This window comes from Leisingera sp. S132, assembly GCF_025144465.1.
Classification (GTDB): Bacteria; Pseudomonadota; Alphaproteobacteria; order Rhodobacterales; family Rhodobacteraceae; genus Leisingera.
This window is the reverse complement of record NZ_CP083553.1, coordinates 3,870,467-3,883,942: the sequence shown is the minus strand read 5'-3', so window position 1 is coordinate 3,883,942 and position 13,476 is coordinate 3,870,467. Positions and strand designations below refer to the sequence as shown.

The following is a 13,476-nucleotide window of genomic DNA, read 5'->3' as shown; positions in this document are numbered from 1 at the left end:
AGCCCTTACCGGGGCGCTGATGGCGCCCCGGTCTTCCCCTCTCAGAGAACCTGAAGAACAATACGTTAGGAAAACACGTGAATGCCCTTCTGAAGGCGAAGAGTGCCTATTCGGCGGCAAAGACCCCGACCCGGACAGCTAAGAATTTCGAGTATGAAGTGATTGCCCGGATCACCCGCAGGATGATTACGGCGACGCAAAAAGGCCGCGATGGGTTCAACGAGCTCGCCACAGCCCTGAACGACAACCGGAAACTCTGGTCCATTTTCACAGTAGACATCGCTTCGAAAGGCAATCCCCTGCCGGATGATCTCAAGCAGAACTTGTTCGAACTGGGAGAATTCACGAGACAACACACCACCAAAGTGCTTCAGCGCAAGGCCGATGTCCGGCCGCTGGTGGAAATCAATACGGCCATCATGCGTGGCCTCCGCAGCGGAGCATCCTGAATATGAGCGGACTTGTCCTGAAACTAGCCCCAAAGGAGCGCGTCCTGGTAAATGGTGCGGTGATTGAAAACGGCGACCGCCGCAGCCGTCTTTCCATTGTCACTCCAGACGCCAACATCCTGCGTCTTCGCGACGCAATCCATCCGGAAGAGGCCAATACGCCGGTGCGCCGGGTGTGCTACGCGGCACAGCTGATCCTGTCAGGTGATGCCGATCCCGAAGAAGAACGCCTGCCCATGCTGCGCCGGATCGAGGAGCTGAGCCAGGTCTTCACTGATCCAGACAGCCGCTCCTCCATCGCGGAAGCGACCGACGCTCTGATCAGCAACAACCATTACCGCTGCCTGAAAGCTCTTCGAACATTGCTGCCACGCGAAGACCGTCTGTTCGCAGTCCGGCCGTCCTAAACCCCGCCCGCCCCGGCTACCGATGCCAGGGCGGGTTTTAAACATCCCTGCCGGCCCCGCTCCCAAGGCAGTTTTCGTCACATGAAACCGGAGCTTGCAAGGGGCGCAGGCAGCATTGGCTGCCTAAAGCCAGACGTGACACTGTGCAAACTCAGCAGCATGCAGCCTTTTTGCTTGCCTGCTATCTTGGAGCGCTGCGTCCTATCCGGCAGCGATGCTGCCAAAGCTACTCTGCTCTGGCCGGCCGAACCGCGCATCCGGATTTGATATCAGCATTGCCAGGCGCATAAGTGGCCCGCAACCTATGGTTCTGAACTCGCTGCCATTCAGTGTTGCTGGTTTTGGTTTATACGCCAGGAAATGCTTCGCAAAATTCCAGGCCGGATGGAAACAGGCTAATGGCGTTTGCCAGAGTGATACCGACTTTCTTCCAAGAATTTACTGCAGCTGGCACAGCTGCATTTGCTGCGCCGATTGCAGGGATTCAGGCGGTCCGGCTGCCGCGGTACGTCTGCTATCGCCAGAACAGCTGAAGGTGCTTGGCAAAATCACGGAAACTGTCGTCTCCTGATCCCCGAACGGTCTCCGCAGACCCGATCGCACAGCCGTGTCAGCTCACGACCAGCATGTAAAAGGAGCTCAGACCTTGGCTTGGCAGGATACGCGTCAAGGGGCTCTGTTGCGCAAATCGGGTGAGGGATTCATCTCATGAATCCAGCGTGATAGCTGGAGGGCATGAGCAGACCAACACCCCCGACCTACAAGATCAAGAACTGGCGGGCCTATAACGAAGCGCTGAAGCGTCGTGGCTCTCTGACGATCTGGTTCGATCCCGAGATGACGTGGGAGGCCCGGCCGACCGGCAAGAGAGGCCGACAGCCCATCTATAGCGACGCCGCGATCAAGACCTGCCTGACGATGAAGGTGCTGTTCCGTATGGCGCTCAGGCAGACGACCGGCTTCGTGGAAAGTCTCCTGCGATTGAGTGGATTGGACTGGTCGGTACCGGATTTTAGCACGCTTTCACGCCGCCAGAAGTCTCTCGCCGTGAACATCCCGTATCGTGGTTCTGAGGGGCCGCTACACCTGCTGATCGACAGCACTGGGATAAAGGTAGAGGGCGAAGGCGAGTGGAATGCGCGCAAGCACGGTGGCTCGAAACGCCGCGTGTGGCGCAAGGTTCACCTCGGTATCGACGAAAAGACACTGGAAATCCGGGCAGTCGAGTTCACCAGTAGCAACATTGGTGATGCGCCCATGCTGCCGGAACTGCTTAATCAGATCCCGCCCGAGCAGGAGATCGGCAGTGTCACGGCAGATGGCGCCTACGATACGCGCAAGTGCCACGATGCCATCGCCAACCGAGGTGCCAATGCCGTCGTCCCGCCCCGCAAGAACGCCAAGCCCTGGAAACCCGACACCGCAGGCGCGATTGCGCGCAACGAAGCGCTGCGGGCGTCGAAATACCTTGGCCGAGCGCTTTGGCGGAAATGGAGTGGATACCACCGCCGAAGTCGTGCCGAAACCAAGATGCACTGCATGAAACTGCTGGGACAAAGACTGATGGCACGGGATCCTGGACGTCAGGTTGCCGAGCTTCAGCTCCGTGTTGCGGTCATGAACGGATTCACCGCGCTTGGCATACCCGTCACAGAGGCAGTGGGATAAGTCCGTCTGGGGAAAGGGGAACCTTGGCCCTCAACCGATTTGCGCAACAGAGTCGCGCCAAGGTAATGGGCCCAGATCCGGGCTTTCGGTCATCCCGGTAATGAAATTGTCAAGTTTCAGCGCCCGGCCTTGGCCCGGCGCAACATAAGCATAAGCCGGTTGAAGCTGCTGGTGATACCCTCTGGATCCTCACGGCCAAAGAACGCATCCAGTTCCGGCCACAGTTTCACCGCCTGGTCCAGCACAGCATCATTGCCCTCGGCATAAAGACCGGCCCGAATCATGACCTCCGACTGCTCATAGGCCCCCAGGAATTTGCGCACTTCCTGAATGACCGTATTCTCATCGGCTGAGGCCGCGGCAGGCAAGCTGCGCGACACTGATCGGGAGACATCGATCGCAGGAAACCGCCCGCGTTCGGCGATCTCGCGATTCAACACGATGTGCCCGTCCAGAACACCGCGCAGGATATCAGCAATCGGCTCATCCATATCCGAACCAGCCACAAGGACACTGAACACAGCAGTGATATCACCCTGACCGTCCCCGCCCGGCCCGGCGCGTTCGCAGAGACCGGTGATCAACGGGGTCACCGACGGCGGGTATCCGCGGAGCGCGGGAGCTTCACCCGAAGCAGCGGAAATCTCCCGGTGCGCTTCTGCAAAACGGGTGACCGAATCAGCCAGAAACAGGACGTTTTTGCCCTGATCCCGGAAATGCTCCGCCACAGTCATGGCAGCCCATGCACAGCGGCGGCGAACCAAGGCAGACTGATCGGATGTTGCCGCCACCACAACGGCGCGGCGCATACCATCCGGTCCCAGCACCTGTTCGACAAAGTGATTCACCTCGCGGCCGCGCTCTCCGATCAGTGCGATCACGACAACATCGGCCTCCATGCTCTGCGCCAGTTTGGCCAGCAATGAAGACTTGCCAACCCCGGAACCCGCGAAAAGCCCTACCCGCTGCCCCCGCACGATCGGGAGAATCGTATTGAGTACCGCCTGGCCAGTGGCCAGCCGCTCCCCCATTGAGCGCCGGCCGGCAGCTTTGGGCGGGGGCGCCATCAGGTCGCGGGGCTCGGAACCAGGCAGCATGGGGCGTCCATCCAGCGGCTCTCCAAAGGGATCAATGACCCGGCCAATCCAATGATCGCTGGGAGAAAACTCCGGTGACGGATGCAGTAAAACCGGGTCGCCAATGGCCGCGCCGTCCGGCGCACGATCTGGCAACATGCTGATTTTACTCCCACTAATTTTTAGAACTTCACCATGCAAGGAATTTTGAGGACCGCGGCGCAACACCAGCCGGTCACCGATCCGGGCCGCCGCGGCGAGACCGGAGATTTCGATCTCTCCACCCGAAATCCCTGTCACCCGCCCGACTTGGGTTACCAGGCGCTTGCCGGCAATTTGTCGGGTTAGTGCTTGCAGCTCTGCTTTCATCGCAGCGGCCTCCCTTGATGTCCTGAAAACAATTTCTAAAGGAATCGGGGTTAAGCCTTGATTGAAATCGATCAAGGGAGAAACCCTGGTGTTCACAGAATTGAACGTATTCAAAATTGCCTATTCAATGGCGACCCATGCCGGCAAACGCCAGGCATTGGTTTCACAGAATATCGCCAATGCCGATACCCCGGGTTACCACTCCAAGGATATCAAACCTTTCAAAGAAGTTTTTGCCGCAGGCGCCCGCCCGGCCAGCATGATCGCATCCCGTGGCAGCCATCTGAATGGCACCTCTGGCAGCAATCTGGACTGGGCTGTCACGTCAACAGACGCAGGCAGTGACCCCAATGACAACTCGGTGTCCGTCGAAACCGAGTTGCTGAAGGGGGTTGAAACTGCGCGTCAGCATAAGCGTGCCATGACGATCTACAAATCCTCCATGAATATTCTGCGCGCCAGCCTGGGCAAAACCTGAGGGGAATGAGCGATGAGTGAATTTTCCAGAGCCCTCTCCGTCACCGCCAGCGGCCTCAAGGCCCAAGCCTCGCGGCTTCGGCATGTATCAGAAAACATCTCCAACGCAGACACTCCTGGTTACCGCCGCAAAACCGTGCCGTTTGAAGCTGTTCGCGAGCTTCAGACCGATGTGGAGCACGTTCGCACAGGCCGGGTAACCCTGGACCGGCGCGACCTGGAAGAGGTGTATGATCCCTCGCATCCGCTGGCAGACGAAAGCGGGCATTACAAAAGCTCGAACGTCGATCTGATGATCGAGATCGCCGATGCCCGGGAAGCCCAGCGCAGCTACGAGGCCAATCTGAAGATGTTCGAGCAAACCCGATCGATGTCAGCCTCGCTGATGGACCTTTTGAGACGATAACCGAAATTTTTGGAGATCCAGAATGGATATTCGCAGTCTTTCCGCCGCCAGCGGCTACGCCGCCGCCCGCCCTGCCACCAAAGCTGACCCGAACCATGAGGCCGCCAGCGCTGGCGCCCGTCTTAGGGAGAGTTTCGAGAGCTTTGCAACGACCTTGCAGAGCAGCGAGCAAGTCTCCGTGCAGGCTATGACCTCTCAGGCGGATCCGCACGCCCTCGTGCAGGCGCTTGCACAGACCGAACTGGCGGTTGAGACCGCTGTCACCGTGCGCAACAAGGTGGTCGAGGCCTACCAGGAAATCCTGAGAATGCCGGTCTGAGCCATGATGAGCGAAAGCCTCTTCTATGACACCCTGCGCCAGGCCATGTGGGCAGCCGTCACAATGTCGACGCCGATTCTGGTTGTCGCCCTGACCGTTGGCCTGTCCATCGGCCTGTTCCAGGCTCTGACCTCCGTGCAGGAAATGACACTGACCTTTGTGCCCAAGCTGACAGCCATCATTGTCGTGTTCTGGATGACGATGGGCTTCATGACACAAACTCTTGTGGCCTTTTTTGATGGCCACATTGTTCCGATGATTGCCGGAGGTTTTTAATGGAAGCCGCAGGTTACGCCACACTTTCCCGCCAGTCGGGGCTGATGCGCGAAATGCGTGTCATTGCAAACAACATCGCGAACTCCGCCACCACCGGCTATCGCCAGGAGGGACTGATTTTCTCGGAATTTGTACAGTCCGCGCCCGGCCAACAGTCGCTGTCGATGTCACGCGCGAACATCTTCAACACCTCCATGGAGCAGGGCCAGCTTACCAAAACCGGCGGCACTTTCGATTTCGCGGTGGAAGGCGACGGCTTCTTCATGGTCGAAACCCCTCAGGGCGAGCGCTTGACACGTTCCGGCGCCTTCTCCCCGAACTCTGCTGGCGACCTTGTTACCATGGATGGTTACCGGGTCCTGGACGCTGGCCGCGCACCGGTTTTCGTGCCTCCGGATGCCGGCAAAATCGAAGTGGGTGCCGACGGCTCTATCAGTGCAAACGGCCGCCTGCTGGGACAGCTCGGGCTTTTCAAGCCGGTGGAGAGCCACGCGCTGGTGCGCGAAGACGGGGTGATGTTCCGCGTTGAAGGTGAAATCGAGGAAACCCTCGACGCAAGTGTCCTGCAGGGCTTCCTGGAAGGATCCAATGTGAACGCGATTTCCGAGGTGACCCGGATGATCGAAGTCCAGCGCGCCTATGAGATGGGCCAAAGCTTCCTGGAATCGGAAGACGAGCGCATCCGCAATGCCATCAAGAACTTGATCAAGACCTAGGAGAATCCAGATGCGTGCCTTGAAGATCGCCGCGACCGGCATGAGCGCCCAGCAGCTGCGGGTGGAGACAATCTCCAACAACCTCGCAAACATGAACACCACCGCCTACAACGCGCGGCGTGCCGAGTTCGCCGACCTGCACTACCAGCAAATCTCGCGGGCTGGCACGGTAAATGCCTCCGACGGCACCGTGCTGCCAACCGGCGTGCAGGTGGGGCTTGGTGTGCGCGCGGCCGCGGTATCGGTGCATTTGGCACAAGGCGCGCTTCAGCAGACCAACAACGATCTGGATGTCGCCATCGACGGCAAGGGCTACCTGGAAGTGACACTGCCTTCCGGCCAGACGGCCTATACCCGGGACGGGGCGCTGAAACGCACGGCCGAAGGTTTGATTGTAACGTCCGACGGGTTTGCAGTTTCCCCTGAAATCACGATCCCTGACGACGCCACCAGCATCTCGATCAATGCCGAGGGCGAGGTCTACGGTTATTTCAACGAAACCACCGAAGGCCAGCTTCTGGGCCAGCTTTCGCTTGCTAGCTTCACCAATCCCAAGGGTCTCGAAGCGATCGGCAGCAACCTGTTCACTGAGACCGAAGCCTCTGGCACAGCCAGTTTGTCCACCGCTGGCGAAGACGGCCTGGGCACCTTCCGCCAGGGGTACCTGGAAGCCAGTTCGGTTGATGCGGTACGCGAAGTCACGGAACTGATCGAAGCCCAGCGCGGCTACGAAATGAACGCCAAGGTCATCTCCGCTGTCGACCAGATGATGGGCGCAACCACGCAGGTGCGCTGATGAAACTTCTCCTTGCCTGCCTGACTGCCGCAACTCTCTGTGCCCCGCCGGTCTGGGCGGATTACCTGGTGCCGACCCGCACGATCCGCGCCAAAGCAATTTTGAGCGCCGAAGATCTGGCGCTGAAAAAGGGCGAAATCCTTGGCGCGCTGTCGGATCCTGCGGACGTTGTCGGCCTGGAAGCACGCGTCGCTCTTTATGAAGGCAGACCTCTTCGAGCAGGCGATATCGGCCCGCCTGCCATTGTTGAACGCAACGATCTCGTGACTTTGATCTTCCGCCAGGGCGGACTTTCCATCGCCGCAGAAGGCCGGGCGCTTGGCCGCGGCGCTGCCGGCGAGGCTGTCCGGGTCATGAACCTTTCATCCCGCGCCACCGTCACCGGCCGTGTCGCTCAAGACGGCTCTGTTGAGGTAAACTGATGTCCAAGAAACTCTCTCCCGTCAAACCACTGCTTTTCGGCCTCGCCTTGCTGGGGGCCTGCGGCCGGATGGATCATTTGGGCAAGGCGCCCTCCTTCACCCCGGCGAATGAATCGCCGGAGCATGTTGCAATGCTATACCAGGGTCTGCCCGCGCAAACCCAAACCCGGCGCACCGTTGATGGCGCGTCGCTATGGAGCGGTTCTCAACAATCACTGCTCGGAGACCGCCGCGCCATCAAGCGCGGTGACATCTTGACCGTGGTGATTGAAATCGACGAAGAAGCGGAGATCTCCAACGACACCAAGCGGTCGCGTTCAGGGTCCGAAAGCCTGAACGTGCCGCACCTGCTTGGCCTGCCGCAGCGCCTGGACGAAAAGCTTCCGGATGGTGCGTCATCCGCTGATGCAGTTGAGCTTGGCAGCTCCAGTTCTTCGGGCGGCAAGGGATCCGTAAAGCGCAGCGAGAAGCTGGAATTGCGGGTCGCCGCAACCGTAGTCGACGTGCTGCCCAACGGTGTTCTGGCAATCAGCGGCACCCAGGAATTGCGGGTGAACTTCGAACTGCGGGAGCTTTTGGTCACCGGCTATGTCCGGCCACAGGACATCAGCCGCCAGAACGAAATCACATACGACAAAATCGCCTCTGCCCGCGTCTCTTATGGCGGCCGCGGCCAAATCACCGATGTGCAGCAGCCCCGTTACGGCCAGCAGTTGCTTGACGTTGTTCTGCCGTTCTGAGGATTGTCATGCTGTCCAAACTTCTGCCAGTCATTTTGCTGATCATCGGAACCGCAGGCGGCATCGGCGCCGGCATTATGCTGGCGCCCGCACCTGAGGAAGACCACGCCGCCACCAGTGATGAAGCGGCTCCTGTCCCCTCCGCCGCAGAGGATCACTCCGAAGAAAGCGAAGAGGATCTGCGCGAATACGTCAAAATCAACAACCAGTTCGTTGTGCCGGTTGTTGATCGCGACCAATTGACCTCCCTTGTGGTGATTTCGCTCAGCCTGGAAACGGCCAAAGGCACCAGCGAGAAAATACGGACCTACGAACCCAAACTGCGGGATGTCTTCCTGCAGGTTCTGTTTGACCACGCAAACATGGGCGGGTTCCGCGGGGCCTTCACACGCTCCGACGTGCTTGAGCCGCTGCGCACCGCTCTGCGTGAAGCCGCGCAGAAACATGTCGGCAAAGGGATTTATGACGTCCTGATCATGGAAATCTCCCGTCAGGACGTATGACCAGTCCGTACCGCACGACAAAAGGGCCGGTCCTGCAGGACCGGCCCCTTTCTGTTTGAAAAGCATCCAAAGATTTCAGCTGTCCAGCAGCCTGTCCATAAACGCTTTCGCCTGCGCAGCCTTCTGGCGCTTGCGCTCGGTTGCCGCCATGGTTTCCACGGCGTGCTTGCGGCCAAATGCCGTGCGCAATTGATCCATCATCCTCAGCTTCTGAGCCGTCGCCTTGGCCAGATCCATGTTCAATTGGCGCCGGGTGCGGGAGTGCCAGCCCTCCCACAAAAGATCTGCACCCAAGGCTTTCATCGCGTGATCGCCGCTTGCCTGTTCCCGCGCGGCCTGCACTTGCTCGTTGAGCTTGGCCAGCTGGCCGCGCAGCTCCGCTTCCCGTGCCAGCGCAGGCTGGATCTTTGCGTGCTCCTGCATGTACTGCGCAGCGGTTACGGCCGCCATCTGGTCGAGCATCTTCTGCTTCATGTGATTTTCCCCTTGGCGCGCTTTCGCATTTCCTCGGCAAAGCGGATTGCCGCCGCCACCGGCGCATAGTGTTCTTCCAGAATCTCGTCGCCGATTTCGACTGCTGCATGCAAAGCCCGGGCCGTGGGCGGGTCGCTGTGTATCGGCACCGCATTTTCATTGGCCACACGCCGGATCGCCGCAGCCACTTCATCAACCCCCTTGGCAACGCAAACCGGCGCGGCTCCCTTTTCGCGGCTCCATTTCAAAGCAACCGCATAGTGGGTCGGGTTGACGATCACCACGTCGGCATTCGGCACCTCGGCCAGCATCTGGCCCATCGCAATCTCCTGGCCGCGCTGGCGTCTCTTGCCTTTCACATGCGGGTCGCCCTCGGCATCCTTCATTTCGTCCTGGATTTCCTTGCGCGACATCATGTTCTTGCGGCGGTGTTCAGCGTGCTGGAACACTGCGTCAACGACCCCGATCGCCAATGATATGACGAGAGCCAAGAACAGAAACTCCAGTGCGAGCTGCGACAGCATCAGCACGACCGATTGCGGCCCCGTGCCCGAGGACGAAATCATGTCCGGGAGCCGATGGCTCAAATAGACGCCGAGGCAAACGGAATAGAGCACCAGCTTCAGAAAGCTCTTCAGGAATTCGAAGAGCCCCGCGCGGCCAAGCTTGTTTTTGGCATTGGATATGATCGACAGGCGCGACAGTTTCGGCTCAAGCTTGCTGGGCGCAAAGACCATCGCACGCTGGCCGATGATGGACAGCAAAACCAAGGCAAACGGCACCAGGAACCAAGGCAGAATTGGCCTCAGCAGACTGCCTGCAAAGCCACCTGTGGGCGCAGTTGCGGACCCGCCGTCAAAGAACAGCGGCGCCAGCCTGTCGGGCTGATCCAGAAAAGCCATCAGCGCGGTTCCCATCCCCTCCACACTGGCGCTTCCTGTCGCGTAGAAGGCAACAATAAGCCCCAGATAGGCAGCTGCCACAGACAAGTCGGTGGACTTGGCAACTTCGCCCTTCTCACGCGCCTTGCGGAGTTTCTGTTCCGTTGGCTCAAATGACTTATCAGAATCGTCGTCTTCACCGCTCATGGCATTCCGACTCCGGGGTTGGAAAGAAAAGTCATCAGCGCCCGGGACCAGACATCCAAAATCATCGGACTGCCGACCATCAGGATGAACAACCCAAAGAAGGTGATGACCGGTGCGCCGACCATCGCCACCATAAGCTGAGGCATAGCCCGGTTAATGACACCAAGCGCCAGGTTGTAGATTACGGCTGTGACCACAAAGGGGGCTGCAAGCGTGAAAGCCATGGAGAAGCTCTCCGATACGCGGAACACGCCCCATTCCGTCAGTCCGGCCGCGACAGGGAACTGACCCGCGGGAAACATCTGATAGGATCCGATCAGCAGCTCCGCAATGCGGACATGAAGCCCCATCATGACCGCAAGGGTCACACCGGAAATCATCAGCACAGCCCCAAGTGCTGGCATTGGTTCTGCACCGATGCCGCCAAGGACCTGAGACAAGGAGGTGCTTTGCGCAGCCATCGTGCCGGCCGTCTGGAGCGCCAGAACAAACATTCGTGCGCCCACGCCGATCGCCAGGCCGATAATCGCTTCGGTCACCGCAAACCGCGCATAATCCATGACCCCGTCCGGTTCAGGAAAGGGCGGCAGTGCAGGCGCCACCACAAAGGTGAATGCCACAGCAATCGCCAGTTTGACGCGGGTCGGAACATAAAGCTCCCCCATTGCGGGCAGCACTGAAACCATTGCCGACACCCGCAGGAAGACGATTGCCGCATGCCAGAATCCTGACCCCAGAAGCAGCACCAGCTCCGGCGGCAGGAAATTCAGATTCATGCCTGAACCATCCCGACCAGGGCCGGCCGCGCTTCGAGTCCGATTTCCTCGAAGGACAGGACCGGATTTGTGATTCCGCGCGACTTCAGGATGGTTTTCAAATACCGGCGACGGCGGGTGGACGTCACCACTGCGGCAAAAACCCCCTGATCGGTAATCGTCCCCAGCTTGTCACTCAGCCCGTCTGCAAGCCTGTTGAACAAGTCGGGCGGCAAAGCGATATCCAGCCCAGCGCCCTGTGAATCAACTTGGTAAGTCGAGAACTTGTCTTCCCACTCCGGTGCCAGCTGGATCAGCGGAATGGTGCCGTCTTCGCGCTTCATTTCGGCGACCAGCTGGAATCCAAGGCGCTGCCGCACATGTTCGCAAATCAGCTCCGGCTGGGTGGTGTGCATCCGTGCTTCGGCAATCGATTCAAGGATCAACGGCATGTTGCGGATCGAAACCCGCTCTTCCAAGAGCAGCCGCAACACCGCATGCAGGGTATCCATCGGCACCTTGTCCGGCACCAGCGCATCCAGCAGCTTGCGGTTTGCTTCAGCCCGGAAACCGTCGGAGAGCTGAGTCATCTCATCCAACAAACGGCGCAGCGACTTGAGCGACAGCAGACGGGAGAAGTTCTGTTTGATGATTTCAAGAAGATGAGTTGCCAGAATTTCAGGCGGCGTCACAACTGTTGCGCCGGCCAGCGCGGCCTGTTCCTGCGACTTGGCAGAGATCCAGCGGGCTGGAGCCCCGTAAACCGGTTCAGTGACGTCCGTTCCGGGCGGCAGGGCATCATGATTGTCCGGCATCAGTGCCAGAACCATTTCCGGATGCAATGTGCCGCGCACTTGCTCGACACCTTGCACTTTGATCACGTAAGTGCCCCGCTCCAGTTCATGCTGATCTGTCAAGCGGATCTCGGGCAAGATCAGGCCGAATGTGGTGGCGATATGAGACCGCATATTGGCAATCCGCGCATCCAGGCCTGTGCCCGCATCCAGCACCATGCTGACCAGATCCGGCGAGAACTCCAGATGCAGATCATCCAGGTCCAGGATATCACCCAGCGGCCGGGATGCCGTAGGATCCGAGGCTTCCTCGATCTTTTCTTCGATCTCGGCTTCGGCATCGTCCCTCTTTTTCTTGGCCACACGGTATGCAACGTAGCCCAGCACACCGCCGCCGGTGACAAAAGGCAGGAACGGCAGACCTGGAACCAAGGCAAACAGCACCATCAGTACTGCAACCGTGATCAGCGCTGCCGGGTGACGGCCGAACTGATCGAACAGGGCAATATCCGTTGAGCCAGTCGTGCCGCCGCGAGCCAGCAGCAGCGCTGCTGCAATGGAGATGATCACCGAAGGGATTTGCGATACCAAACCGTCGCCTACGGTCAGGATGGCATAGGTCTCAAACGCGCTGCCGACCGGCATACCATGGACAAGAACGCCCATGATCAGACCCATCACCAGGTTCAGCAGCGTAATCAGCAGGCCTGCAACCGCGTCACCCTTGACGAACTTCGAAGCACCGTCCAGCGACCCGAAGAATGTGGTTTCCTGCTGATCGCGCTCCCGGCGTTCCTTGGCGGTCTGGTGGTCAATGGCGCCTGCTGACATGTCAGCGTCAATTGCCAGCTGCTTGCCCGGCATCCCGTCCAGGGCAAAGCGGGCGCCCACTTCGGCCATCCGAGCAGCACCCTTGGTGATCACCATGAAGTTGACGATCAAGAGAACGCCAAACACCACAAGTCCCAGGAAAACGCTGCCGCCCATGACGAACTGGGCAAAGCCTTCGATCACACCTCCCGCCGCATCGGTGCCTGTATGCCCCTGCCCGATGATCAATTTGGTCGAGGACACATTCAACGACAATCGCAGCATCAGCGACGCCAGAAGAATTGTTGGGAAGGAAGAAAAATCCAACGGCCGCTCGATGAAAAGCGTGATTGTAAAGATCAGGATGGCCAGCGCAAAAGAGGTTGCCAGGCCGACATCCAGAACCCAGGCCGGCATCGGCAGGATCATCATCACGATGATCGCCATCAAAGCCAAAGCCAGAAGCACCGTCGGACTAAAAAGTTGCTCTGTCGTCAGTTTAGGCACAGGTCACGCCTCGCTCGTTGGATTTCACGCTCGAGTTGAAGTGCCGGCCACGAAGCCCAGTCAGCGGGCAGGCAGGGTTATAAACAGATCCGAATTTTTGCTGTGACGCCCGCAGCGGAACGGGAATCGGGCAAGATACCATTCGCATCTTATGAGAACCAAACTCCCCCCTGCCGGCCGGACAGAAGAGCGGCACGATTTCCATTGAACGAAGTTTAACCAGCGCACGCGCGCTTAAATCGGCTTTGCAGCCTGCGGCCGCTGCGCGCTGAAACAGCCCATGCGGGCCAAAGAATATGTAGTTGTCCGGCATTCTGCCCGTTCCAAATCAGGATTCACCCGTTTTTGACGTTACCGGCAGGCGGTTGACAAAGTGTTATCAGAACTATCACCGGCTGCCGCATGGAAACGGCAGCCGGTGAAG

The 13,476-nt window shown here is 59.0% G+C and carries 18 protein-coding genes; 12 read left to right on the top strand and 6 right to left on the bottom strand.

The features are described 5' to 3' along the window. Positions 1–77 precede the first annotated feature (77 nt). The 3 genes from flaF (at position 78) to K3725_RS19135 (ending at position 2,524) form a co-directional block, all read left to right on the top strand. Positions 78–449 (top strand): flagellar biosynthesis regulator FlaF, encoded by a 372-nt coding sequence (gene flaF / locus K3725_RS19145; RefSeq protein ID WP_260016816.1) that lies wholly within the window; start codon positions 78–80, stop codon positions 447–449. Positions 450–451: 2 nt separating this feature from the next. Further along, entirely contained in the window at positions 452–856 is a 405-nt protein-coding gene (gene flbT, locus K3725_RS19140) for a flagellar biosynthesis repressor FlbT (protein ID WP_019295212.1), read from the top strand. A gap of 735 nt (positions 857–1,591) precedes the next feature. Further along, entirely contained in the window at positions 1,592–2,524 is a 933-nt protein-coding gene (locus K3725_RS19135) for an IS5 family transposase (RefSeq protein WP_260015482.1), read from the top strand. A gap of 116 nt (positions 2,525–2,640) precedes the next feature. Here K3725_RS19135 and K3725_RS19130 read toward each other — a convergent pair whose 3' ends face one another. After that, positions 2,641–3,969 (bottom strand): FliI/YscN family ATPase, encoded by a 1,329-nt coding sequence (locus K3725_RS19130; RefSeq protein WP_260018642.1) that lies wholly within the window; start codon positions 3,967–3,969, stop codon positions 2,641–2,643. A gap of 88 nt (positions 3,970–4,057) precedes the next feature. On the opposite strand from K3725_RS19130, the gene K3725_RS19125 reads away from it, so the two are divergent. Genes K3725_RS19125 through K3725_RS19085 form a run of 9 tightly spaced genes read left to right on the top strand, consistent with a single transcriptional unit; the run spans position 4,058 to position 8,624 of the window. Further along, the gene (locus K3725_RS19125; protein ID WP_260018641.1) at positions 4,058–4,447 is read left to right on the top strand and encodes a FlgB family protein; all 390 of its coding nucleotides are present in this window, start codon (positions 4,058–4,060) and stop codon (positions 4,445–4,447) included. Positions 4,448–4,459: 12 nt separating this feature from the next. Further along, entirely contained in the window at positions 4,460–4,852 is a 393-nt protein-coding gene (gene flgC, locus K3725_RS19120) for a flagellar basal body rod protein FlgC (protein WP_039184410.1), read from the top strand. A 22-nt stretch (positions 4,853–4,874) separates the two neighbouring features. Continuing rightward, a complete protein-coding gene (gene fliE, locus K3725_RS19115; protein ID WP_260016815.1) occupies positions 4,875–5,171 on the top strand; it encodes a flagellar hook-basal body complex protein FliE in 297 nt (98 codons plus the stop codon). 3 nt (positions 5,172–5,174) lie between these two features. Then, entirely contained in the window at positions 5,175–5,447 is a 273-nt protein-coding gene (locus K3725_RS19110; protein WP_260016814.1) for a flagellar biosynthetic protein FliQ, read from the top strand. Next, the gene (locus tag K3725_RS19105) at positions 5,447–6,163 is read left to right on the top strand and encodes a flagellar hook-basal body complex protein (RefSeq protein WP_174146916.1); all 717 of its coding nucleotides are present in this window, start codon (positions 5,447–5,449) and stop codon (positions 6,161–6,163) included. Before K3725_RS19110 ends, K3725_RS19105 begins: the two co-directional genes overlap by 1 nt. Positions 6,164–6,173: 10 nt before the next feature. Further along, positions 6,174–6,959, top strand: coding sequence for a flagellar basal-body rod protein FlgG (flgG, locus tag K3725_RS19100; RefSeq protein ID WP_260016813.1), 786 nt, complete (start codon positions 6,174–6,176; stop codon positions 6,957–6,959). Beyond that, on the top strand, positions 6,959–7,381 hold the full coding sequence (gene flgA, locus K3725_RS19095; protein ID WP_260016812.1) for a flagellar basal body P-ring formation chaperone FlgA: 423 nt from the start codon (positions 6,959–6,961) through the stop codon (positions 7,379–7,381). Before flgG ends, flgA begins: the two co-directional genes overlap by 1 nt. Next, positions 7,381–8,121: a flagellar basal body L-ring protein FlgH gene (gene flgH, locus K3725_RS19090; protein WP_260016811.1), complete on the top strand. Its 741-nt coding sequence runs from the start codon at positions 7,381–7,383 to the stop codon at positions 8,119–8,121. The genes flgA and flgH overlap by 1 nt, the downstream gene beginning before the upstream one ends. A gap of 8 nt (positions 8,122–8,129) precedes the next feature. After that, a complete protein-coding gene (locus tag K3725_RS19085; protein ID WP_260016810.1) occupies positions 8,130–8,624 on the top strand; it encodes a flagellar basal body-associated FliL family protein in 495 nt (164 codons plus the stop codon). A 75-nt stretch (positions 8,625–8,699) separates the two neighbouring features. On the opposite strand, the gene K3725_RS19080 is transcribed toward K3725_RS19085, so the two are convergent. Genes K3725_RS19080 through K3725_RS19060 form a run of 5 tightly spaced genes read right to left on the bottom strand, consistent with a single transcriptional unit; the run spans position 8,700 to position 13,365 of the window. Further along, positions 8,700–9,098: a hypothetical protein gene (locus tag K3725_RS19080; protein WP_260016809.1), complete on the bottom strand. Its 399-nt coding sequence runs from the start codon at positions 9,096–9,098 to the stop codon at positions 8,700–8,702. After that, positions 9,095–10,186 (bottom strand): flagellar biosynthesis protein FlhB, encoded by a 1,092-nt coding sequence (locus K3725_RS19075; RefSeq protein ID WP_260016808.1) that lies wholly within the window; start codon positions 10,184–10,186, stop codon positions 9,095–9,097. The genes K3725_RS19080 and K3725_RS19075 overlap by 4 nt, the downstream gene beginning before the upstream one ends. Beyond that, complete coding sequence (locus K3725_RS19070; protein ID WP_260016807.1) at positions 10,183–10,962, bottom strand: flagellar biosynthetic protein FliR; 780 nt, start codon at positions 10,960–10,962, stop codon at positions 10,183–10,185. The genes K3725_RS19075 and K3725_RS19070 overlap by 4 nt, the downstream gene beginning before the upstream one ends. Next, complete coding sequence (gene flhA, locus K3725_RS19065) at positions 10,959–12,992, bottom strand: flagellar biosynthesis protein FlhA (RefSeq protein WP_409201600.1); 2,034 nt, start codon at positions 12,990–12,992, stop codon at positions 10,959–10,961. Before flhA ends, K3725_RS19070 begins: the two co-directional genes overlap by 4 nt. A 52-nt stretch (positions 12,993–13,044) precedes the next feature. Then, positions 13,045–13,365 (bottom strand): DUF3684 domain-containing protein, encoded by a 321-nt coding sequence (locus K3725_RS19060; RefSeq protein WP_260016805.1) that lies wholly within the window; start codon positions 13,363–13,365, stop codon positions 13,045–13,047. Between the last annotated feature and the right edge of the window lie 111 nt (positions 13,366–13,476).